This window comes from Variovorax sp. M-6, from assembly GCF_052114385.1.
Taxonomy (GTDB): domain Bacteria; phylum Pseudomonadota; class Gammaproteobacteria; order Burkholderiales; family Burkholderiaceae_C; genus Variovorax.
In genome coordinates, this window is record NZ_JBFREQ010000009.1 from 87,563 (window position 1) to 109,906 (window position 22,344).

Here is a 22,344-nt window from a genome sequence, read left to right on the forward strand (position 1 = left end):
CGGAAGATGGAATGGGCTACATGACCGAGGAGCGTCGCATGATCCGCGACGCCGCGCGCGACTTCACCATGCGGGAGGTTCTGCCGGTCGCCAACAAACTGGACGGCCCGGACGGCGAGATCCCGATGGACCTGCGCCAGAAGATGGCCGACATGGGCTACTTCGGCATCATGATTCCCGAGGAATACGGCGGCCTGGGTCTGGGCTACTTCGAGTACTGCCTGATCTGCGAGGAGCTCGCGCGCGGCTGGATGTCGGTGGCCTCGATCGTGGCGCGCGCCCAGGGCGGCTGGATCAAGTCGGCCATGTCCGAGGAGATGCGCGCGAAGTACCTGCCGCGCGTGGTACGCGGCGAATTCCTCAATGCGGCTGCGCTGTCGGAAGCCGACACCGGCTCCGACCTGGCCTCGATCTCGTGCCGCGCCGTGCGCGACGGCGACGAGTGGGTCATCACCGGCAACAAGTACTGGTGCACCTTCGCCGACGGCGCGGACTACCTCACCCTGTTCGCGCGGACGGCCCCGCCGCCCAGCGCCGACAAACGCTGGCAGGGCATCTCGTGCTTCCTGATCGAGAAGGAGCGCGGCAGCTTTCCGAAGGGCATGACCGGCTCCCCCATTCCCAAGATCGGCTACTTCGGCTGGAAGACCTTCGAGCTCGCGCTCGACGGCCTGCGCGTCCCGGCCGAAGGCCTGATCGGCGAGGAGGGCAAGGCCTTCCTCCTGATGACCAAGGGACTGGAAGGCGCGCGGGCGCACACGGCGGCGCGGGCCATCGGGCTCGCGCAGGGCGCGCTCGAGGACGCCATCGCCTATGCAGGCGAGCGCAAGCAGTTCGGCATGCCGATCGCCGAGTACCAGGCCATCCGCTTCAAGATCGCCACCATGGCGACGGAGATCGAGGCCGCACGGCAGTTGATGTACTACGTGTGCGGCGAGATCGATCGCGGTCGCCGCTGCGACAAGGAATCCTCGATGGTGAAGTACTTCGCCTCCGAGATGGCAGAGCGGGTGACATCGGAAGCGATGCAGATCTTCGGCGGCGCCGGCTACACCAAGCTGTTCCCTGTCGAGCGCTACTGGCGCGACGCGCGGCTCACCAAGATCTTCGAGGGTACGTCGGAGATCCAGCAACGCATCATCGCAAGCACCCTGCTGGGCAAGTCCGAGGTCGAGGCCATGATCGCCGGCCGCGCCTACGAATCCCAGGCACGCAGCGGAGGTGCGGCATGAAGTCATCCACGCTCACCAGCACCGACAACTACTTCGAGGACTTCGAGCCCGGACTGCTGCTGCGGCATGCACGCGGCAAGACCGTTACCGAAATGGACAACGTGCTCATCACCAACATGGTCATGAACACGGCCGATGGCCATTTCAATGAGCATGCGATGCAGCAGGACGCGCGCGGCATCTTCGCGCAGCGCGTGGTGTTCGGCGGCATCAATCTGTCGATGGTGCTGGGGCTCGCGGCGCAGGACACGGCCGAGCAGTGCCTGCGCGAGCTCGCGCTCGACAAGATCCGCCTGTCGCACCCGGTCTTCCACGGCGACACCCTCTATGCGTACAGCGAAGTTCTGGAGCGGCTCGACGCGGACCGGCCGGACGCCGGCATCGTGCGTTTCAAGCACTACGGCCTGAACCAGGACGACAAGCTCTGCGTGGAGGCGGAGCGCACCGTTCTGCTCAAGCGAAAGAGCCATTGGGCGCAGAAGTGACCGCGCGCGCCCCCTCCTTCGGTGCGCTCGACGGGCTGGTCGTGCTGGACCTGACCCAGATGCTGGCCGGCCCTTACGCCACCATGATGCTGGCCGACCAAGGTGCGCACGTCATCAAGATCGAGCCACCCGGCGGTGACCTGACGCGCCGCAACGGCCCGTACATCGACGGCGCGCTGAAGATCGACGAAGGGGGCTTCGGCGGCTACTTCGCCTCGATCAACCGCAACAAGAGCTCGCTCACGCTTGACCTCAAGAAGCCGGCCGGCAAGGCGGCCCTGCTGCGGCTGGTCGAGAAGGCCGATGTGCTGGTCGAGAACTATCGCGCCGGCGTGATGGAGCGGCTCGGACTGGGCTACGACGTGCTCGCGCAGGTGAATCCGCGGTTGGTGTACGGCGCCCTGCGCGGTTTCGGCGACCCGCGCAGCGGCGAGAGCAGCTACGCGACATGGCCCGCATACGACCCGGTGGCGCAGGCGATGGGCGGCATCATGGGCATCACAGGCCCGGTGCCCGGTGGCGCGCCGACCAAGATCGGCCCCGGCGTCGGCGATCTGATCCCGGCCGCCTTCCTGGCCTTCGGCGTCGCGTCCGCCTGCTGGCGCGCGCAGCGCACCGGCCGCGGCCAGTTCGTGGACGTCGGCATGGTCGATGCCGTGCTGGCGGTCTGCGAGCGGCTGGTGTTCCAGTACAGCGCCTCCGCGCAATCGCCAGGACCCGAAGGCAACGGGCACCCGCTGCTGTGCCCGTTCGGATTGTTCCCCGCGAAGGATGGCTACGTCAGCCTCGGAGTGCCGAACGATCGCTTCTGGGTACCGCTGACCCATCGCATGGGCCAACCCGGGATGGCGACCGATCCGCGCTATGCGACCAATGACGCCCGAATGGCGCACAAGGCCGAGGTCGAGGCCACCGTGAGCGGCTGGACCGCGCGCCACACCAAGGCCGAGCTGTCCGAGTTGCTGGGCGGCGAAATCCCCTTCGGTCCGGTGTTCGACGCGGCCGACATCTTCGAAGACCCGCATTTCCGCATTCGCGAGATGCTGGTCGAGACCGAACAGCCCGGTGCGACGCGCCCGCTGACCGTGGCCGGCACGCCGGTGCACATGAGCGAGACGCCGGGCGGCGTGCGGCGCCGTGCGCCGATGACCGGCGAGCACACCGACCGCACGCTTGCCGAGTTCGGTTTCGAGCCCCACGAGATCGCGGCGCTGCGCGCTGACGACGTCGTTCAGTAACCCCCTTTTTTTCCAACCGAGGACATGACCTTGATTCAAGACCGACCGCGCCGACTGCGCCGCTGCCAACTCTCCGTGCCGGGCTCCAGCGAAAAGATGATGAAGAAGGCGTCGGAGATGGACCTGGACTTCTGCTTCCTGGACCTCGAGGATGCGGTCGCCCCCACCGAGAAGCGGCCGGCCCGCGCCAGGATCGTGGAAGCCCTCAACACACTGGACTGGGGCCGGACGACGCGCTGCGTGCGCATCAACGACTTGACGACCGAATACGCCTACGAGGACATCATCGAAGTCGTCGAAGGGGCGCGCGAGAACCTCGACGTGATCATGCTGCCGAAGGCAATGGGCGCGTCCGACGTGCAGTTCGTCGACAAGCTGCTCACGATGATGGAAAGGAAGCTCGGCCTTCGCAAGCGCATCGGCATCGATGTGCTGATCGAGGAAGTCGAGGCCATGATGCGGGTCGAGGAGATCGCTGCTTCGACGCCGCGCCTCGAGTGCCTGATCTTCGGCATGGGCGACTACTCGGCCAGCCAGGGCATCTCGATTCGCGACATCGGTGGCCCGAGCGGCTATCCGGGTGACATCTGGAGCTACCAGCGTCACAAGCTGACGATCGCGGCCCGCGCGAATCGCATCGACGCGGTCGATGGCCCCTTCGCCGACTTCAAGGAACCCGAAGCCTTCCGCGAAGAATGCCGGCGCTCGATGATCCTCGGCATGGTCGGCAAATGGGCCATCCATCCATCGCAGGTGCAGATCGCGCAGGAGGCATTCTCCCCCTCGCCCGAAGACGTCGCGCGCGCCCGCGACATGATCAAGGCCTACGACCAAGCCTTGGCGCAAGGCCTGGGCGCCGTGCAGTACGGCGGAAAGATGATCGACATCGCCTCCGTGCGCATCGTCAAGAACCTGGTAGCCCGTGCCGACCAGATCGGCATGTGAGTCGAGCGCCGGCCGGCCGCCCGGACATTCTTGGGGGCCGTCACGGCACATCCCCGGCCATGCAACCCGCCATCCATCCGCAGGAGACAACATGAACACCAGACTCGAAACGACATTGCCCGCCACCGAGGCGCAACGGCGCCGCTTGCTTGCCGCGGGACTCGGCGCGCTCGGTGCCGGGTGGCTGCCGGGGTTGGCGCAGGCACAGGCACAGGCCTGGCCCTCCAAACCGATCAGGATCGTGGCCGCCCAAGCGCCGGGGTCGTCCAACGACGCGACCGCGCGCGCGCTGGCCGAGTACATGACGACGCGCCTCCACACGCCCGTGGTGGTCGAGAACAGGCCCGGAGGCATCGGCATGATCGCCGCCGACAACGTGGCGCGCTCGGCCGCGGACGGCTACACGCTGCTGATCACCCTGCACAGCCAGTTGGCGCAGGCGCCGGTGCTGTTGAAGAAGGTGCCGCTCGACACCACGAAAGACCTGACGCCGATCGCCGCATTCAGCACGGGTACCGCGCCGATGGTGGTCAAGAAGGATCTGCCGGTGAGGAACCTGAAGGAGCTGATCGCGCTGGCACGCCAGCGTCCGGTGACGGTGGGCAACTACGGCATCGGCTCCGGCTGGCAACTGATGGTGAGCCAGCTGATCAAGCAGACCGGCGGAAAATTCGACATCGTCAACTACAAGGGCACGGGCCCGATGGTGTTCGACCTGATGGCAGGCAACATCGATATGGGCGCGGGCTCGATGGCGGGCCTGGCCGGCGGCATTCAGCGCGGTTCGCTGCGGCCGATCGTTCTCATCTCCGGCGAGCGTTCCGAGCGGCTGCTGCCGGGCGTTCCGACCTGGGCCGACGAAGGTTTCACCGGGCCAGCCTTCGAGGACCTGATCGAATGCAACATGGTGCTTGGCCCCGCGGGCCTGCCCAGCGACATCGTGATGAAGCTGGCCGAGGTGGCCCGCGAGGCCGCCACCAAGTCCGACAACGTCAAGAGCGTGCTCGCGCAGTTGGGCGTCGAAGGACCGCCCTGGACCGGCGCCGAACTGCAGAAGCTCATCCGGCGCAGCTGGCCGACCTACCAGGCGATGACGCGCGAGCTTGGATTGACCGTGGATTGACGGGGTCGCCGCAATCTGGCCGTCAGATGGAACGTCCGCCGTCCACCGGCATCTCGACCCCCGTCAGGAAGCGAGCCTCCTCGCTGGCCAGGAACAGCGCCACGTTCGCCACGTCGGCCGGGTCGCACATCCTTCCCAGCGGAATCGTCGAGACGAAGCGGGCCCGGTTCTCGGCCGTGTCCGCCACGCCCATGAAGTCCTGAAGAAGACCCGTGGGCGCCATGACCGGGGAAATGAGATTGACCCGAATGCCGTCGGACGCCAGTTCGACGGCCATCGACTTGGTCATGACCTTCACCGCGCCCTTCGAGCTGTTGTACCAGGTCAGGCCGGGGCGCGGACGGATGCCGCCGACCGAACCCACGTTGATGATCACGCCGGCCTTTTTCTCCTTCATCAGGGGCACCACCGCGCGCGTCATGTGAAAGATCGACTTCACGTTGACGGCGAACACGCGATCGAAGGTCTCTTCGTCGACCTCGAGCATCGACTGATTGCGGTGCGTGGTGCCTGCGTTGTTGACCACGACGTCGGGCACGCCGAAGCGTTCCACGCAGTGGCGAACCATGGCTTGCACCTGGTCGAAGCGGCTCACGTCGCACGCCACGGCGCTGGCGTTGTCGCCCAGTTCCGCGGCGATGCGCCGGGCCGCCTCCAGGTTCACGTCGGCAAGGACGACCTTCGCGCCTTCGCTGACGTAGGTCCGGGCGATCGCGGCGCCGAATCCGCTGCCTGCGCCCGTGACGATCGCGATTTTCTTGCTCAATCTGGACATGTTGGAAATCCTTAGTCGTAGTGCTGGACAATGGTCTTGGTGGTGCTCATCTCTTCGAGGGCGAGGAACCCCTTCTCGCGGCCATAGCCGCTTTTCTTGACGCCTCCGAACGGCAGCTCGACCCCGCCGCCCGCGCCGTAGCAGTTGATGAAGACCTGGCCGCTGGCGATGCGCTGCGCCAGCCGCGCCTGCCGGCTTCCGTTCTCCGTCCAGATGCCGGCGACGAGACCGTAGTCCGTCGCGTTGGCCAACTGCACCGCGTCGTCTTCGTCGGTGAACGGCATGACCGACAGCACCGGGCCGAAGACCTCCTGGCAAGCCAGGCGGTGCCCGCGAGGCACGGGTCCGAAGAGCACGGGCTTGACGAAGTAGCCCTCGCCTGGAACACCTGGCGCCAGGCTGCCTTCGGCCAGCTTCGGTACCCCCATGGCGGCCGCTTCGGCGATGAACGAGCTCACCTTGTCGCATTGCCTCGCGTTGATCAGCGGGCCGCAGTCCAGGTCCATCTCCGGCGTCCCGACCTTCAGCGCCTCGAAGCTGGCCGCGATCGTTGCGACGAACCGGTCGTAGATCCCTTTTTGAACGAGCAGGCGGCTGCCGGCGGAGCAGGTCTGGCCGGCGTTCTGGACGATGGCCCGGACGATGATGGGTGCCGCCTTGGCCAGGTCCGCATCCTCGAAGACGATCTGCGGCGATTTGCCTCCGAGCTCGAGAACGCACGGGACATGGTGGCGGGCCGTGGATTGCTGCACCTGGACGCCGACCTCCGGCGAGCCGGTGAACGTCGCGAAGTTGATGCCCGGATGCGAGGTCAGCGCCGCGCCGGCCTCGGCGCCATAGCCGGTCACGATGTTCAGGGCGCCGGGCGGCAGTCCCGCCAGCATCGCGAACTCGGCGAGCTTCAGTGCGCTCAGGCAGGCGTCCTCGGAGGGCTTGACCACCGCCGCGTTCCCCATGGCCAGTGCGGGAGCGAGCGTGCGCCCCATCATCTGCGCGGGATAGTTCCACGGAATGATGTGGGCGGTGACGCCGTGCGGAATGCGAACGACGCTCACGTTGTAGCCGCCCAGGTAGGGAATGGTCTGGCCATGGATCTTGTCGGCGGCGCCGCCATAGAACTCGAAATAGCGCGCCACCGCCTTGGCGTCCGCGCGGGCCACGGACATGGGCTTGCCGGTATCGCGGGCCTCCACTTCGGCCAGTTCCTCGGCATGGTCCAGGATGACCTGCCCGAGGCGCTGCAGGATCCGTCCCCGCTCCGTGGCCGTCATGCGCCCCCAGGGGCCTTCCAGCGCACGGCGCGCCGCCGCGACCGCCAGTTCGACATCCGCGGACCGGCCCCGTGCGATCTTCGCGAACGCCTGTCCGCTGCACGGATCGATGACGTCGATGGTTTCGCCATCGACCGCATCGACCCATCGCCCATCGATCAGCAATTTGCTCACGCGTGCCTCCTTCACTTCGAGCCGGCCCCTGCAGGCTCGACCTCGCTCATGAACTTGGGATCGTTGTAGTGGTAGAGATCGTCCAGGTAGGGAACGAAGAAGTCGTAGAAGGAGCGCGAGTCGTACTTCGCCTTCTCGCCGGGTCCCACGCACGCCGGGATCGGCCCGACGTTGGCGTCGTCATCCGGGTAGAAGAAGAAGGTCAGCGCATAGCGCTTCGTCGGCGGATTGACGACCCGGTGCGGCGTGGCGATGAACCGATCGTTGGACAGGCGGTTGAGGATCTGCCCCGTGTTCACGATCAGCGCGTCCTTCACGTAGCTGACCTTGAGCCACTCCTTCGAGGGCGTCATCACCTGCAGCCCGGGCACCGGCGTCATCGGCAGCAGCGTCAGGAAGCTGCCGTCGGAGTGCGGCGCCAGCGCGTACTGGCCCTCCTCCATCTTCTCTTCGGGATGGTAGTAGGCGCAGCGCTGGTAGTACTCCGGCGCCTTGAACATGCTGTCGAAATAGTCGGCCGGAAGACCCAGCGCGCGCGCGTAGATCGGCAGCAGCTTGAGGGAGAGCTTCTCCATCGACGTCTGGTACTCGAACAGCGTCTTCCTGAACTCGGGCAGACTCTCGGGCCACTGGTTCAGCCCGCGATGTCGCACGTTGGACAGCACCTTCGGGTCGTCGGCGGAGCGATTCCTCATGAACAGCCAGGCGGCGTTGGTGTCCTTCTTGGTATTGACCGCGATCTTCTCGGCAATGGCGGTCGACTTCAGGATGGATGACTTGGGCGGAAGGTAGCCCTGGTGGTGGAACCCGACCCGGTGCCTGAGCTTCTCCTCCATCGAGATATCGAAGAGCTTCGCGGTCTGACGGAACGACTCGTCGATCAGCGACTGCGGAATTCCGTGGTTGACGATCGCGAAGAAGCCCAGGTTCTCCTGGATGCACTTCACGTCCGCCCCCAATTGCTCAAGCGCGCCAGGCACGCCCGCCAGATAGGGCCCCACGTCCAATATCGGCAAATCCTTGCCCTCCGCAATGGAAGCCCGAACGCCCGCGGAAGCAGCCACCTTGTTGTCGATCTCCGCGCTCGCTGATGTCATCATGGTTCATGTCTCCTGAATAGTAGTTACCGAAAAATCAACTGCTCTTCGAACTCCCGTAGGAAGTTCCCGTCAGTTCCACAACTTGCACTTGGATTCCGCCTTGGAAGCGAATGCCTGATCGCCCGGGATCATCTGCACCTGCTTGTAGTAGTCCCAGGGCCCCTTCGATTCGGCGGGGCTCTTGATTTCCATGAGCCGCAGATCGTGGACCATCCGTCCGTCCGCCCGGACGTAGCCATTCTGGGTGTACATGTCATTGATCTTCTCCTTCCGCATCTGCGTCATCACCTCCTCTGCCTGGTCCGACCCCAGCTGCTTGACCGCATTCAGATAGTGAAGCGCCGCGGAGTAGCTGGCCGCCTGCATGCTGGTGGGCTTTTTCTTCATCTTTTCCTGGAAGCGGTCGGCCCACTTTCTCGTCTTCTCGTCCGAATCCCAGTACCACGCCTCGGTCAGGTTGATGCCGCTGGTCAGCTTGAGTCCCAGCGCGTGCACGTCGGTGATGAACAGCATGAGCCCCGCGATCTTCATCGACTTCGAGATGCCGAATTCACTCGCCGCCTTGATCGAATTGATCGTGTCCCCTCCGCCGTTCGCCAGTCCCAGCACTTCGGCCCCGGAAGCTTTGGCCTGCAACAGGAAGGACGAGAAATCGGAGGCCGACAGCGGGTGGCGCACGCTGCCGAGCACCTGGCCGCCGTTGGCCTTGACGACCTGCGTGGTTTCCTTTTCAAGAGACTCGCCGAAGGCGTAGTCGACCGTCAGGAAGTACCAGGTCTTGCCGCCCTGCCGGGTCATCGCCGTGCCGGTTCCGCGGGCCAGCGCCACCGTGTCGTAGAGATAGTGGACCGTGTAGGGAGAGCACTCCTCGTTGGTCAGCTGGGCCGCGACACCGCCTGTCACCATGACGATCTTCTTTTTCTCCGCAGCCACCTTGGCGATGGCCAGGCTGGTTCCCGAACTGGGGCCGCTGATGATCATGTCCACGCCCTGGGTGTCGAACCACTCGCGCGCGGTGGTTGCCGCGATGTCGGGCTTGGCGGAATGATTGGCCGTCACGATCTCGATCTTCTTGCCGTTGATCGTGCCGCCTACATCGGAAATCGCCATCTTCACCGCCTCGGTGATTCCGTTCCCGCCCATGTCGGAGTAGATGCCGGACATGTCCGCGAGAACGCCGATCTTCACGACGTCGTCGTTGATCTTCGACCAGGCTGGCGCGCTGGCCGCGATGGATATCAGAGCCCCCGCCGCAGCGATGCGGCTTCGTGACCTCGAGGTCTTCCTGGGCAGGGCGTTGTTGAAAATGCGCTTCATATTTGTCTCCTGTTTTTTTGATTCAAACGATCCTTGTCATCGGCCGTCCGGCACGACGGTGCGCGACCCGGGGGGCGGCGGCCCCGCACCAGAGCGCCCCGCCGCGAGGTGAGCGACGTTGCGCCGGACCAGGGACGGCGCGGCGGCCCGCGCATCGGTTCCCTTGCGCAGGGAACTTTTCAGCGACTCGACCAGTGCGCGCGGCATGGCTCAGTCCCCCTGCGCGCCGGGGATGCGGACCACCGCCGCCAGTACCAGTGCCAGCTGCTCCTTCAGCGGTGCCTCGAAAAAATCATCGGCTTGTTGGGCGATCGCCTCCGCGACGCGCATCTCCAACAGTCGCCTGAGCCGATAGCGGGCCCGTTGGGCGCGAAGTCGCTGGTGCCGCTGCGGGTCGGCGCTGCGCCACGCCTGGTGGCGATCGATCGCTTCCGACAGGGCTGCGATCGAGGCCGGCTGCGAGGCCGAGGTCAGCAGGATCGGCGCCCGCCACGCGCCCTCGGGCTGCCGGGTCACGGCCGCGATGCGCTGGATGTCGGTGGCCATTCTTTGTGCTCCCGGCAGGTCCGACTTGTTGACCACGAAGATGTCGGCCATCTCCATGATCCCGGCCTTCATGGCCTGCACCGTGTCGCCGCTCTCGGGCAGCAGCACGAGGACCAGCGTGTCGACCTGCGCGCGCACCGCGTACTCGGCCTGGCCGATGCCGACCGTTTCGAGCAGGACTTCGTCGAAGCCGAACTCGTCCATGAGGTCCAGCATCTCGGGCAGGTTGTCGGCGAGGCCGTCGCAGGTACGGCGCGAGCCGAGCGAGCGGATGTAGAGGTCCCCGACGCCGGCCAGGTCGTCCATGCGAACGCGGTCGCCCAGGATCGCGCCGCCGCTCTTCGGGCTGCTCGGATCGACGGCCAACACGCCCAGCCGGCCCTTCGGCGTGCGTTCGAGCGCGAGATGCCCGACCAGCGTGCTCTTGCCGGCACCCGGTGCCCCGGTGACGCCGATCCGGCACGCCGCGTGTGTCGGGCGTTCGCGCGGCGCGGACTGCGCCAGCTCCGCCGTGCTGGCGTTGGCCATGCGCGTCAGCGCGCGGCTCAGCGCCCATCGATCGAGCGGCGGCGTGCTCACAAGGCGACCCTTCCCAGCACTTCGTCGCCGTGCTCGTCCAGCAGGGGTGGCAAGCCGTAGACCGGCGAGAACCCTTGAAAGCGGATCGGGCTGGCCACCGCCTGCAGCGGCAGGCTGCCGTCTCCCAACGGCACGACCAGCGAGCGCGCGGCGGCGATGTCGCTGCGCAGGGCGTCATTCAGCGTGCCGACCTCGGCCACCACCAAGCCCAGCGGGCTCAGGCGGCGCACCCAGTCGGCCGCCGAGGCCTGGCGCAGCACGCTCGCGATGGCGGCGATGACTTCGGCCCGATGCGCCCGCCGGCCGGCCATGGTCGCGAACTTCCGGTCCACGGTCCACTCGGGACGCCCGATCTCGCCGCAGAAGGTCTTCCAGAACTTGTCATGGGTGATGAACAGGGTGAGCCACCCCTCGGCCGTCGCGAAGATCTGCGCCGGAACGACGTAGGGGTGCGACGAGTCCGCCAGCCGCTCGATGGTCTCGCCGGCGTTGAGCGCGGCACCCGCGAGGTAGTTGAGCTGCGAGAGCATCACGTCGTACATCGCGACGTCGACCTGGCCGCCCTGCCCCTGCACGATCTTGGCCAGCAGCCCCACCGCCGCCACCAGCCCCGCCGAGTTGTCGACGGCGGAGTAGCCGGCCTTGGTGGGCGGCGCGTCGGGGTCGCCGGTCAACGCCATCACGCCGGTCATCGCCTGAATGACGTAGTCGTAGGCCGGGTTGTCCGCGTACGGCCCATCGAGGCCGTAGCCCGTCAGGGCCACGCAGACCAGGCGCTCGTTCCATCGCCGAAGCACCTCGTAGGTGAGGCCGAGCTTGCGGATCGCCGAGGGCCGCAGGTTCGTCACGAGCGCATGCGAGGTCTCGACGATGCGGCCCAGCGCGGCCCGCCCCTCGTCGCTGGCCAGGTCGAGCACGACGCTCTTCTTGTTGCGGTTGAGGCTCGCGAAATAGGCGTTGTGTGGTCCCACGAAGTGGGGGCTGATCGTGCGGCCGATATCGCCTTCGGGCGTCTCGATCTTGATGATTTCGGCGCCCATGTCGGCCAGCATCAGGCCGCAATAGGGGCCAGCCAGCATGTGGCCGACCTCCACGATCCGGATCCCCGCGAGCGGCGCGTTCATCGGAGCACCTTCGTGGTTCGCACTGGAGCGGCCCGGCGCGGCGCTCATTCGAGACTCTTCGCCAGTGAACGGACAACGACGTCCAGCGGCATGTCGGCGGTGAAGATCGCTGTGACGCCGAGGTCGCGCAGGTAGGGCTGATCCTCGGCCGGGATGGTGCCGCCGACGAAGACCTTCACATCGTGCGCCTGGAGTTCCCGCAGTTGCGCGATGACTTCGGCGACCAGCTCCTTGTGGCTGCCCGACAGAATGCTCAGGCCCACCGCGTCCACGCCCTCGTCCACCGCCACCTGCGCGATCTGCAGCGGACTGCGGCGCAGGCCGGTGTAGATCACCTCCGCGCCGGCGTTGCGCAGCGTCAGCGCGATGATCTTGGCGCCGATGTCGTGACCGTCGAGACCGGGCTTGCCGATCAGTATCCGCTTGGCCGCCAGCGCGGCCGAGGTCTGTTGCGCACTCATAGATTCACCGGTTCCTTGAATTCGCCCCATTGCTCTTTCAGGCGCGTCACCATTTCGCCGACGGTGGCATAGGCGTGGCAGCACTCCACGAGGTAGGGCATGATGTTTTCGTTGTCCTTGGCTGCCGCGGCGGACAGCCTGGCCAGCGAGCGGTCGACCTCCGACTGCCGACGCGTGTCGAGCACCCGCTGGTATTTCTCGAGCGCGCGCTGGGCCACCGTCGGATCGAGCGTGAACACCTCGCCGACCTTGATCTCCTCGTCCACCTTCTTGAAGTGGTTCTGGCCCACGATCACGTTGCGGCCCGAATCGGTGTCGAGCTTGCGCTCGAGTCCGCGCTCGGCGAGCCGCAGCTGGATCCACCCGTCTTCGATGGCCCGGATCACGCCCCCGTACGCATCGATCTCGCCCATCACCTGGGTGATCTGCTGCTCCATCCGGTCGGTGTGCTGCTCCAGGAAGTAGCTGCCGCCCAAGGGGTCGACCGTGCGCCCGATGCCGCTCTCGAAGGCGATGATCTGCTGCGTGCGCACCGCCAGCTCGGCCGAGGACTCGGTCGGAATCTGGAAGGCCTCGTCGAACGCGCAGGTGAAGATGGACTGGGCGCCGCCCAGCACCGCCGCCATGGTTTCCACCGCCACGCGCACGACGTTGTTGTAGGGCTGCGGCGCGACCAGCGACGAGCCGCCGCACACCACGCCGAAGCGAAAGTGCTGCGCCTTCGGATCCTGGACGCCGTAGCGTTCCTTCATCAGGCGCGCCCACAGCCGGCGGCCGGCGCGGAACTTGGCGATCTCGTCGAAGAAATCCATGTGCACGTAGAAGAAGAACGACAGGCGCTTGGCGAACTTCTCCACATCGCCGCCGCGGGATCGCAATTCGTCCACGTAGGCCAGGCCGTTGGCCAGGGTGTAGGCCATCTCCTCGGCCGCCGTCGCGCCGGCGTCGCGCACGTGGGCGCCCGCGATGCTGATCGGATTGAAGCGCGGCGAAACGTCGTTGGAATAGAGAATCGAGTCCGCGATCAGGCGCATCGAAGGGCGCACCGGAAAGATCCAGGTGCCGCGCGCGACGTACTCCTTGAGGATGTCGTTCTGGATCGTGCCGGTCAGCTTGCTGCGCGGAACGTTCTGCTTGTCGGCCACGGCCAGGTACATCGCATAGACGATGGCGGCCGTGCCGTTGATGGTGAACGAGGTCGAGATCTTCGACAGGTCGAGGCCCTTGAACAGGATCTCGGCCTCGCTCAGGTTGGACAGCGAGACGCCGACCTTGCCGATCTCCGGCCGCGCCATCGGGTGGACCGGATCCAGGCCGCACTGGGTCGGCAGGTCGAGTGCCACCGACAGGCCGGTCTGCCCTTTTTCCAGCAGAAACTTGTAGCGCTCGTTGGATTCCTCGGCGGTGCCGAAGCCCGAGTACTGGCGGATGGTCCAGAGGCGGCCCTGATACCCATCGGGGAAGATGCCCCGCGTGAAAGGGTACTCCCCGGCCGCGCCGATGCTGGCGGGCTGGACGGCCTCGGGGCCGACGCTGGTCGGCACTTCGATGCCGCTCGGGCTGACGGGTCGCAGCTGCGGTTCCATGTCGGGCACCGCGGGCTCCGTGCCGCCGCTCATTTCGCGCTCCTGGCAAGAAACTTGTCCGATGCGCGCCAGTGATCGTCATGGAGCCAGGTCTTCAGCACCTGCTGCCGCTCGATGGCGCGGCGGGCCTCGTAGGAAGCGCCCTGGCGCCAGGCCACGGTCTGCGCCTTGATGCCGCGCAGCACCTGGGGAGCACATGCACGCAGCGGCTCCAGGAAGGCCTGCACGTCTTCGCCCGCCGGACCGTCCGAGACCACCGCATCGGCCAGGCCCCACTGCAGCGCCTGAGGTGCGTCGACGAGCTCGCACCGGCTCATCATGCGCATCGCCCGGGCGCCGCCCACCAGTTGGCACAGGTCCGGCCCGCCGCCCCATGCCGACGAGATGGCCAGCCGCGCCTGGATGAAGCCGATGCGCGCGTGTTTCGCCTGCATCCGCATGTCGCACGCCAGGGCCAGTTCCGCGCCGCCGCCGATGGCGTCGCCGTTCAGGTAGGCCAGCACCGGCACCGGACATGCGCGCACCGCGTCGAGCGCCGCACGCGACTGCTCGGCCATGTCGATGGTTGCGGGCTCGTCGCGCACGCTGGCCAGTTCGACGAGATCGCCGCCGGCGGCGAAGTAGCGGTCACCGGCGCCGCTCAGGACGATGAAGCGCGCGTCCGGCCGGGCCCCGGCCGAGGCCACGGCCCGCCCCAGTTCGGCGAGCACCCCCCGGGCGAGCGCGTTGTGCTTGTGCGGCCGGTCGATCGTGATCCACACGACGCCACCGGCACGTTCCTCCACTGCGATGTCCTTGCTTGTTTGCACGCTGTCTGGTCTCCGTCGAGTTGTTGCGTGCCGATGCTATGAACCGACAAGTTCTAGAACAAGAACCAATGTTCAGCATTACGAACATAATGAGGCGGCGAGAGAGAAACGAAGCGGATTGATCCGATTTGTTCAACCGGCCGAACTTCGGCCCYACAGACGTTCATGGAAGGAAGCGCGATGTCCGGTGTGACGGTGACTGCGATCGAGAGGGTGATCGACATCTTCGAGGCGTTCCAGGCGAGCCAGCGGCCGCTCTCGCTGACCGACCTGTCGGAGGCGGTCGGCATTCCCAAGAGCACCTGTCATGCCATCGTCGCGACGCTGACGGCACGCGGCTACCTGTACACGCTCAACCGTCCGCGCGCGCTCTATCCGACCAAGCGCATGTACGACGTGGCGCACGACATCCTCGCGAAGGATCCCTTCATCGAACATGCCACGCCGGTGCTGGAGCGCTTGCGCGACGCGACCCGCGAAACCGTGATCCTCGGCAAGCGCCAGGCGGAATCGGTGATCTACCTGCAGGTCATTGAAGGGCTTCACTCGATCCGCTATTCGGCCAAGCCCGGCGAGTTCAAGCCGCTGCATTCGAGCTCCATCGGCAAGGCCTTGCTGGGAAGCCTCAAGGAGCCCGAGTTGCGCGCGTGGCTGGAAGGCCGGCAACTGGTCCCCATCACCTCCGCCACGAAAACCGAGCACGACGCACTGATCCAGGACATCCTGGAAAGCCGGAGGATCGGCTACTTCGTCACGCGAGGCGAGAACGTGAGCGACGTGTGGGCGGTCGCGACCTTTCTCACGATCAACAACGAAACGCTGGCCGTGGCCGTCGCCGGACCCAGGCACCGGATCGAGGGCAACGTGGCCGAATGCGCCAACCTGTTAGTCGCGACTTGCAGCTTTCTGTCACGACAGCTGGTGCGCGCCTGAGCGACTGATCAGCAGAGGGCCCGTGTTCAAAATCCGGTCGATCGCAGCGACTCCCTGCGCCAAGCCGTCTTCCGCGCGCATCCGCTCGCCCAGCGCCCGCGCGGTCGTCCGAACCGCCGAATGCCCGGCGAACGCGATCCCGCGTGCCAGATCATCCGCGCGGAGTCGATGGCCTGCCACCGCATCCGGCGCCACGCCAGCCTGCTTCAACCGGTGCGCCCAGAAGAACTGGTCGCCCGCGAACGGCACCACCACCGACGGCACCCCCGAACGCGCCGCCGAATGCGTGGTTCCCGATCCGCCGTGATGCACCACCAGCGACATTCGGGGAAACAGCCAGTCGTGCGGCGCGTCACCCAGCACATGGAAGTTGGCCGGCAACCCCTGCACGTCCATCTGGCTCCAGCCGGGCTGCAGCACCGCGCGCTGGCCCGCCACGCCATTGATGATCGCCTGGCGCAGGCGGCCGGCGTCGAAGCCGGTCATGCTGCCGAAGCCGACGTAGAGCGGCGGCTCACCTGCTGCGAGAAATGCGTTCAATGCGGGCGGAGGTTGCCAGTCGGGTGCGGGCGGCACCCACTGGCCACAGACCATGGCATTCGCGGGCCAGTCGAGTGGCCTCGGCACAAGGCTCGGCGAGAAGCCATAGACCATCGGGTGCGTGGTCCACATCCGCCGACGCGGCGGCAGGTCGCACACCTCGGCGCGCGCCGTGTTCACCGCCGCCCGGAACGCGCGCCACAGCATCGCATTGACGAGGTGATGGCTCGCGCGGCGAAGCAGGCGCGGTACTTGCGCGGGCGGCAGGAATGGCGATGCAAAGCAGTGGGTGGGCGTGAGCGGGAACATCCCCGCGCCGATGACCGGCACCCGGAGCGCTTCGGCGGCCGAAAGTCCCACAAAGGCGGCCAATCCTGAACACACGATGGCGTCGCAACTGCGCGCCGTCTCGACGATCTGGCGCAGCCATGCCGTGGCGCTGGCGTTGGCAATGTCGGCGAGGGCCTGGGCGGCCGCCGCTGGCCGGTTGCTTGCCACCACGTTGGCGATCGCCCCACCTGTACCCACCGCGCCGCGGATGTCGCCGTCGAGCGCCTGGGTGCGCACACCGAGCCTCCGGGCGGTGCCCAGCGTCGATGCGTCCGCCAGGAACACCGATGAATGGCCTGCGTCGTCGAGTGCGCGACACAGCGCGGCGAGCGGACGTGCGTCGCCCTCGGTGCCGTAGGTGACCACTGCGATCTTCATGCGCGCTTCCTCCGCTGCGGTCTGCCGGCGGCGCGGGCACCGTCGGCAAAGATCTGGACGATCATCTCGAGTTCGTCGGCCAGCACCAATCCGGGCAGGGTCAGCCAGCGCATCAGCGCGCCAAAGTACAAGTGGTGCAGAAGCGATGCCAGGTGCTCGGCCGGCACGTCGGCGCGCAGCGTGCCGTCGTGCTGCGCACGCTCAATCAGCAGAGCGAAGAGCCCGGCCAGGTCGCGCGGCCGCCCTTCGGCATTGCCGCCCTCGAGTTCGCTCTCGATGTTGAGAAATCGAAAACGGAAGTATGCAAGCAGGTAGGCTCGGTAGCGCTGCGACCATTCGACCGACGCTTCGAGCAATTGGCGAAGCCGCGACTCGAAATCTCCGGGAGTCTCGATCACGCCGCGCAGGCGCTCCGTGTCGACCGCCAGTTCCATGTGCACCCAGTGCGCAAGGACCGCCTCTTTGGTTGCGAAGTGGTTGTAGAGGGTGCCCTTTGCCACATCGGCCTGCAGCGCGATCTGCTCCATGGTGGTCGTGTCGTAACCGTGCGCCTCGAAGAGCTGCATGGCGACCTTCGCTACCTGGTCGAGTACCTGCGCGCGCCGCCGCTCGCGACGGCCAGGAAGATTGGGGGCTGGCAAGATGGACTCCAAACTTGAACGTTGTATAAGTTTATACGATGTCCAATAATTTTCAGCTGCGCGCGGCCGGGCTGAAGGCCGAAGACGGAATTCACGTTTCGTTCACGATCATCACAAAGAATCGGTTTGCAGCCCCACCGGGCCACAAATGCGAAGGGCCTGCTTGCATCGCCCCCGATTGAATGATTCTCTGGATGGAGGTCTCTTATATGACCAGTGACGAACTTGCCGCGCCTTCGTTCAAACCGCTCTTGGTTCGCCACCGAATTGGGGTCTGGCGATGCCTTCTGGTCGGAGTTCTCGCGGCACTGGTCACCGGCAGCCCTGCTTCGGCCTCGCCCTGGTTGACGAGCGCACTCACTTTCATCGCGATTGCTTGCGTGACCTTCGCACTGGCCGGCCGCCTGTGGTGTGCGGTCTATGTGTCGGGACGCAAGGGAACCAGCCTGGTCACCGCGGGCCCCTATTCGATGTGCCGGCACCCGCTCTACGTCTGCAACTTCGTCGGCATCGTCGGGCTGGGAGCGTTCACGGGGTCCTTCCTCGTGCTCGGCCTTCTGGCGTCTGCCTTCGCGGTGCTCTATCCCGCGGTCATAAAGGCCGAAGAGCAACTGATGCTGGACCGGTTTCCGGAATACGCGGAGTACGCGCGCACGACGCCGGCATTCTTCCCGCGCCTGGACTTGTATCGCACGCCAGCCGAGTGGACGGTCGATGTGCGTGCCTTCCTGCGCAACGTTGCGGACTCGATCTGGTTTCCCTTGTCGACGATGGTGATCGTCGGCATCCGGCATGCGCACACCATGGACCTGCTGCCCGAGCTGCTCATTCTCCCTTGATGCGGGCGCTCACGGTCTCGCTCTCGATCGTGATCATCGCCGCGGGCGCGAAGCGCCGGTCCTTCGGCAATCCGGCGATGGCGGCGCGATCCTCTTCATCGAGCCGGATCGTCGATGCATCGAGGTTCGACTGCTGGCTCTGGCGTCGCTGCACCTCGGGAGATCGTCGCCGACACCCGAGGGCCACTGACCGTGAACGAAGCCGGCACGCTGCAGAGCGTGTGCCTTGAGGGTCAAGCCATCGCGCAAATGCTGGAACTCGGCGCCGAGCATCTGCTTGCGCAGAAGAAGTTGCCGATCTGGTTCGCTGAGAGCCTCCGAGGTTTGCCCCTTTCGCGCCGCTCACGGCACGGGGGTGGCGTCGGGATCCGTGCGCGAATCGATCTTGAGCTGGAGGAAGGCAAGATCCAGCCAACTGCCGAACTTGGTGCCGACTTCCTTGAGCAGGCCGACTTCCTCGAAGCCGAGCTTCTTGTGCAACTCGATGGAGCCCGCGTTCTTCGCCTCGATGCCCGCCACCATGACATGCTTGCCGAGGGTGCGCGCGCGCTCGATCAAGGCCGTCATCAAGGCCCGGCCGATGCCTGCGCCGCGGCAGTCCTCGCGCACGTACACGGAGTGCTCGACGGTATGACGGTAGCCGTCGAAGGCGCGCCAGTCGCCAAAGGAGGCGTAGCCCGCCACTGCGCCGTGGTCATCCACCGCGACCAGGACCGGGTAGCCGACCCGCTGGCGGTCGGCGAGCCAGGCCGCGCGGTTGGCGGCGTCGACGGTCTTGTCGTTCCAGATCGCCGTGGTGTTGAGCACGGCATCGTTGTAGATGGCGGCGATGCCGTCGATGTCACCTGGGCCAGCGTCACGTACCTGCATGATGAACTCCGGTCAGAATCGAGCTCGGGTGCCTGCGGTCCGCATGGCGCGAATCAGCCGACTGCCCCGACCTCCTTGGCGATCACGCGCACCGTCTCCATCATCCGCGGGGCGATCTTGTCCACCATCATCTCCCTGGGAAGCAGGTAGCCCGGCCCGCCGCAAGTGACGACGTAGAGCTCGCCGCGCGGACCTGCCAGCGTCGTGCCCAGCGCATGGATGTCGCGGTGCCAGTCGCCGAACGAGCTGCAGTAGCCCTTCTGCGCGTACTCCTGCATCGCTGCATCCAGGCGCGCGCTCACGCTGCGCCAGTCGGCGCCGGCATTGCGCCGGATGCTGTCCAGCAGCGCCTCCCGAGGCGGCCCCTCGAGCGCGGCCAGATAGGCACGGCCCGCGGCCGACGTGGCCATGTCCATGCGCATGCCGACATCGAGGCGCGACAGGATCACCGCGGAGTGCGGTCGGATGGAGTCGATCAGCACGATCTCGAGCCCGTCGCGCACGCCCAGGTGCACCGCCGCGCCCGCGAACTCGGCCAGTTCGGCCAGGTACAGCCGGGCGTGGCTGCGCAGGTCGAAATTGCGCAGGTAGGCGTTGCTCAGGTTCAGCAGTTCGGCCCCCAGACTGAAGCGCTCGCTGTCGGCGGATTGCCGCAGGTAGCCGGCCCCCACGAGGGTGGCCGCGATGCGCGACACGGTGGCCTTGGGAATGCCGGTCGCGCCGGCCAGATCGCGGTTGCTCAGCGGCGCGCTGGCCTGCGAGACCACCCGCAGCACGGCCAGGCCGCGTGCCAAGGCACTGACTTCGTCCTTGGGCTGGGTGGGTGCGCTGTTCGTCATGGAGTCCTTCATTTTAAGGACGCAGTGCGGCGCCCTTCCCGGGTTCGACTGCCGCCGTCGGCACCACGATGCGGCGCACCACCACCGCGCCCAGCGCCAGCACGCCCACGGCCACCGCGATGAGGAAAGCGGCGAAGCCCGCGGAGCGTATCAAGGGCGCGGCCAGCAGCGGACCGAGGCCCTGTCCCGCGAACAGGCCGCAGGCGAACAAGGCCATGGCCGAGCCTCGCGCCGCGGGTGCGAGCTCCGTCGCCTCGGTCTGCAGCGAGTTGTGGATCATGTAGAAGCCGATTCCCGCCACCCCCATCAGCGCCGCGCAGATCCACCACGTCGTCGCGAACGCCATGGCGGCGTAGCAGCCTGCCGCGGCCACGGCGCCGACCAGGCACATGCGGCGCACGCCCAGCGCAGCGATCAGCTGGCGGACCATCACGGCATAGAGCAAGCCACCGACGCCGAAGGCACCGAGCACCAGCCCGGCCTGGCTGGCCACCGAACCGGCAATCCCGGGCGCACGCGCCAGCAGCAAGGCGCCCGCGAAGGGAAACAGGCTGAAGAAGAGCAGCCCTTCGGCCACCACGCAGGCATAGATCCAGGGCGCCTTGGGATTCTCGAAGACCCGGCCATATAGCGCGGCGGTGGAGAGCCGCGCGCTGCCGGCCGCGTGCGGCACCGACGGCATCCGCAGCAGGGCCAGCGAAGCGGCCGCCGCCAGCGCCGCGGCGATGACCAGCGGGCTGCGCCAGCCCAGCGCGTCGTGGACCAGACCCGACACGACCGAGCCGAGCATCTGCCCGCCGATGATGGCCAGCAGCATGCGCCCGATCATCACCTGGCGTTCCGCCATGCCGTAGCGCTCGCCCATGGTGGCCAGCACCAGCGGAATCAACCCGCCCGCGAAGGCGCCTGCGAGGATGCGCGTGGCCAGCAGCAGCGGAAACGTCGTCGCGAAGGCGCCGAGGGTGAGCGCCAGCGCCATGGCGACGCCGCAGACTTTCATGCAATGGAGTTTGCCGAACCGATCGCCCAGCGGCCCCAGGAACAACTGGGCCACGGCATACGGCAGGGCATAGGCGGGGCTCAGCCAGGCCGCCATGGCGACATCGACCGACAGATGCTGCGCCACCGGCAGCACGATCGGGTCCGTCACGCGCATGGCGAACCCGCTCGCCAGACTGGCGATCGCGAAGGCGAGGAACATGCGACGCCTATTCCATCCGGATGCCGAGCTTGCGGATCACCACGCCCCACTGGTCGGAGTCCTCCTTCATCATCCGGGCGTGCTCCGCGGGGGTCGAGGTCGCCATGGTCGAGCCGCCCCGCACGAACAGCTCGGTGACCTCGGGCGTGCGCGCGGTCTTCATGATCGCGGCGTTGAGCTTGTCGACGATCTCGGTGGGCGTGCCGGCCGGCGCGAAGAACTGTTCGAGGCCGGGCAGATCGATCCCGGACACGCCGGCCTCGGTGAGGGTGGGCACGTCGGGAATCGACGGCAGCCGCTCCTTGTCGGCGACGCCCAGGATCTTCACCAGCCCGCCCTTGGCGTTGGCGATGGCGGTCGACGGGCCGTCGAAGACCAGCTGGATCTGTCCGCCGAGCAGGTCGCGCACGGCTTCCGTGCTGCCCTTGTAGGGCACGTGGACGATGTCGATGCCCGCGTTGGCCTTGAGCAGTTCGCCGTTGATGTGGCCCGACGAGCCGATCCCGTAGGAGCCGTAGTTGACCTTGCCGGGGTTGGCCTTGGCGTAGGCGATCATTTCCTTCAGCGTGCTGTACGGCGCGTCCTTCGTGGCGACCAGGATGGTGCGGGTGCGCGAGACCACGCCCACCGGCGCCATGTCCTTGAAGACGTCGAACGGCGGCTTGGCGTACAGGTGCGGCAGTTGGCTGGTCGTGACCGTGATCGTGTAGAGCAGCGTGTAGCCGTCCGCCGGCGAGCGCATCAGCTCGCGCACCGCGATGGCGGTGGATGCGCCGGGCTTGTTCTCGACGACGACGGGCGTTCCCAGCTCTTGCGACAGGCGGTTCGCGATGGCGCGCGCCTGGATGTCCGAGGAGCCGCCGGGCGCCAGCGGCGTGATGATGCGGATCACTTTCCCCTTCTGCGGGAAAACCTCCGCGGCCCCGGCCGACAGGGGCAGCAGCCCGATGGACAGGCAGAGCGTGGCGAGAAGGCGCGCAGCTTTTTTCATGGGTTGTCTCTTTCGTT

23 protein-coding genes are annotated in these 22,344 nt (G+C 66.7%); 7 read left to right on the forward strand and 16 right to left on the reverse strand.

What is annotated here, in order from left to right:
• Positions 1 to 11 precede the first annotated feature (11 nt).
• The 5 genes from AB4Z46_RS12635 to AB4Z46_RS12655 all read left to right on the forward strand — a co-directional run bounded on the left by AB4Z46_RS12635 (position 12) and on the right by AB4Z46_RS12655 (position 5,023).
• Positions 12 to 1,232: an acyl-CoA dehydrogenase family protein gene (locus AB4Z46_RS12635; RefSeq protein WP_442283963.1), complete on the forward strand. Its 1,221-nt coding sequence runs from the start codon at positions 12 to 14 to the stop codon at positions 1,230 to 1,232.
• Complete coding sequence (locus AB4Z46_RS12640) at positions 1,229 to 1,717, forward strand: MaoC family dehydratase (protein ID WP_442283837.1); 489 nt, start codon at positions 1,229 to 1,231, stop codon at positions 1,715 to 1,717. Before AB4Z46_RS12635 ends, AB4Z46_RS12640 begins: the two co-directional genes overlap by 4 nt.
• Positions 1,714 to 2,955 carry a CaiB/BaiF CoA transferase family protein gene (locus tag AB4Z46_RS12645; RefSeq protein ID WP_442283838.1) on the forward strand — a complete coding sequence of 414 codons (1,242 nt, stop codon included), beginning with the start codon at positions 1,714 to 1,716 and terminating at the stop codon, positions 2,953 to 2,955. The genes AB4Z46_RS12640 and AB4Z46_RS12645 overlap by 4 nt, the downstream gene beginning before the upstream one ends.
• Before the next feature lie 33 nt (positions 2,956 to 2,988).
• Positions 2,989 to 3,900 carry an HpcH/HpaI aldolase/citrate lyase family protein gene (locus AB4Z46_RS12650; RefSeq protein ID WP_442283964.1) on the forward strand — a complete coding sequence of 304 codons (912 nt, stop codon included), beginning with the start codon at positions 2,989 to 2,991 and terminating at the stop codon, positions 3,898 to 3,900.
• Between the two features lie 91 nt (positions 3,901 to 3,991).
• A complete protein-coding gene (locus AB4Z46_RS12655; RefSeq protein ID WP_442283839.1) occupies positions 3,992 to 5,023 on the forward strand; it encodes a Bug family tripartite tricarboxylate transporter substrate binding protein in 1,032 nt (343 codons plus the stop codon).
• 22 nt (positions 5,024 to 5,045) lie between these two features.
• Here the strand turns inward: AB4Z46_RS12655 and AB4Z46_RS12660 are convergent, their stop codons facing one another.
• The 9 genes from AB4Z46_RS12660 to AB4Z46_RS12700 form a co-directional block, all read right to left on the reverse strand.
• Complete coding sequence (locus tag AB4Z46_RS12660) at positions 5,046 to 5,798, reverse strand: SDR family oxidoreductase (RefSeq protein ID WP_442283840.1); 753 nt, start codon at positions 5,796 to 5,798, stop codon at positions 5,046 to 5,048.
• Positions 5,799 to 5,809: 11 nt separating this feature from the next.
• Positions 5,810 to 7,243: an aldehyde dehydrogenase family protein gene (locus tag AB4Z46_RS12665; RefSeq protein WP_442283841.1), complete on the reverse strand. Its 1,434-nt coding sequence runs from the start codon at positions 7,241 to 7,243 to the stop codon at positions 5,810 to 5,812.
• Between the two features lie 11 nt (positions 7,244 to 7,254).
• A complete protein-coding gene (locus AB4Z46_RS12670) occupies positions 7,255 to 8,343 on the reverse strand; it encodes an isopenicillin N synthase family dioxygenase (RefSeq protein ID WP_442283842.1) in 1,089 nt (362 codons plus the stop codon).
• Positions 8,344 to 8,412: 69 nt separating this feature from the next.
• Complete coding sequence (locus AB4Z46_RS12675) at positions 8,413 to 9,660, reverse strand: ABC transporter substrate-binding protein (protein ID WP_442283843.1); 1,248 nt, start codon at positions 9,658 to 9,660, stop codon at positions 8,413 to 8,415.
• Between the two features lie 210 nt (positions 9,661 to 9,870).
• Entirely contained in the window at positions 9,871 to 10,785 is a 915-nt protein-coding gene (locus tag AB4Z46_RS12680; RefSeq protein WP_442283844.1) for an ArgK/MeaB family GTPase, read from the reverse strand.
• A complete protein-coding gene (locus AB4Z46_RS12685; protein WP_442283845.1) occupies positions 10,782 to 11,909 on the reverse strand; it encodes a CaiB/BaiF CoA transferase family protein in 1,128 nt (375 codons plus the stop codon). Before AB4Z46_RS12685 ends, AB4Z46_RS12680 begins: the two co-directional genes overlap by 4 nt.
• Before the next feature lie 44 nt (positions 11,910 to 11,953).
• Positions 11,954 to 12,370 carry a cobalamin B12-binding domain-containing protein gene (locus AB4Z46_RS12690; protein ID WP_442283846.1) on the reverse strand — a complete coding sequence of 139 codons (417 nt, stop codon included), beginning with the start codon at positions 12,368 to 12,370 and terminating at the stop codon, positions 11,954 to 11,956.
• Positions 12,367 to 13,989: an acyl-CoA mutase large subunit family protein gene (locus AB4Z46_RS12695; protein ID WP_442283847.1), complete on the reverse strand. Its 1,623-nt coding sequence runs from the start codon at positions 13,987 to 13,989 to the stop codon at positions 12,367 to 12,369. The genes AB4Z46_RS12690 and AB4Z46_RS12695 overlap by 4 nt, the downstream gene beginning before the upstream one ends.
• On the reverse strand, positions 13,986 to 14,765 hold the full coding sequence (locus AB4Z46_RS12700; RefSeq protein WP_442283848.1) for an enoyl-CoA hydratase/isomerase family protein: 780 nt from the start codon (positions 14,763 to 14,765) through the stop codon (positions 13,986 to 13,988). The genes AB4Z46_RS12695 and AB4Z46_RS12700 overlap by 4 nt, the downstream gene beginning before the upstream one ends.
• Positions 14,766 to 14,945: 180 nt before the next feature.
• Here AB4Z46_RS12700 and AB4Z46_RS12705 point away from each other — a divergent pair, with 180 nt between their 5' ends.
• Positions 14,946 to 15,698, forward strand: a complete 753-nt coding sequence (locus AB4Z46_RS12705) for an IclR family transcriptional regulator (RefSeq protein ID WP_442283849.1) — start codon at positions 14,946 to 14,948, stop codon at positions 15,696 to 15,698.
• On the opposite strand, the gene AB4Z46_RS12710 is transcribed toward AB4Z46_RS12705, so the two are convergent.
• Both AB4Z46_RS12710 and AB4Z46_RS12715 read right to left on the reverse strand, forming a co-directional pair.
• Positions 15,675 to 16,946 carry a glycosyltransferase gene (locus AB4Z46_RS12710; protein WP_442283850.1) on the reverse strand — a complete coding sequence of 424 codons (1,272 nt, stop codon included), beginning with the start codon at positions 16,944 to 16,946 and terminating at the stop codon, positions 15,675 to 15,677. The genes AB4Z46_RS12705 and AB4Z46_RS12710 overlap by 24 nt on opposite strands.
• Positions 16,943 to 17,587, reverse strand: a complete 645-nt coding sequence (locus tag AB4Z46_RS12715) for a TetR/AcrR family transcriptional regulator (protein ID WP_442283851.1) — start codon at positions 17,585 to 17,587, stop codon at positions 16,943 to 16,945. The genes AB4Z46_RS12710 and AB4Z46_RS12715 overlap by 4 nt, the downstream gene beginning before the upstream one ends.
• Before the next feature lie 182 nt (positions 17,588 to 17,769).
• On the opposite strand from AB4Z46_RS12715, the gene AB4Z46_RS12720 reads away from it, so the two are divergent.
• Entirely contained in the window at positions 17,770 to 18,426 is a 657-nt protein-coding gene (locus AB4Z46_RS12720) for a methyltransferase family protein (RefSeq protein WP_442283852.1), read from the forward strand.
• Here the strand turns inward: AB4Z46_RS12720 and AB4Z46_RS12725 are convergent.
• From AB4Z46_RS12725 to AB4Z46_RS12745, 5 genes are all read right to left on the reverse strand, one after another.
• Positions 18,413 to 18,580: a hypothetical protein gene (locus AB4Z46_RS12725; RefSeq protein ID WP_442283853.1), complete on the reverse strand. Its 168-nt coding sequence runs from the start codon at positions 18,578 to 18,580 to the stop codon at positions 18,413 to 18,415. The two genes, AB4Z46_RS12720 and AB4Z46_RS12725, sit on opposite strands and share 14 nt — an antisense overlap.
• Before the next feature lie 188 nt (positions 18,581 to 18,768).
• Positions 18,769 to 19,296, reverse strand: coding sequence for a GNAT family N-acetyltransferase (locus AB4Z46_RS12730; protein WP_442283854.1), 528 nt, complete (start codon positions 19,294 to 19,296; stop codon positions 18,769 to 18,771).
• Between the two features lie 53 nt (positions 19,297 to 19,349).
• Entirely contained in the window at positions 19,350 to 20,135 is a 786-nt protein-coding gene (locus tag AB4Z46_RS12735) for an IclR family transcriptional regulator (RefSeq protein ID WP_442283855.1), read from the reverse strand.
• 13 nt (positions 20,136 to 20,148) lie between these two features.
• A complete protein-coding gene (locus AB4Z46_RS12740; RefSeq protein WP_442283856.1) occupies positions 20,149 to 21,336 on the reverse strand; it encodes an MFS transporter in 1,188 nt (395 codons plus the stop codon).
• A 7-nt stretch (positions 21,337 to 21,343) separates the two neighbouring features.
• On the reverse strand, positions 21,344 to 22,327 hold the full coding sequence (locus AB4Z46_RS12745; RefSeq protein WP_442283857.1) for a Bug family tripartite tricarboxylate transporter substrate binding protein: 984 nt from the start codon (positions 22,325 to 22,327) through the stop codon (positions 21,344 to 21,346).
• Positions 22,328 to 22,344: the final 17 nt, after the last annotated feature.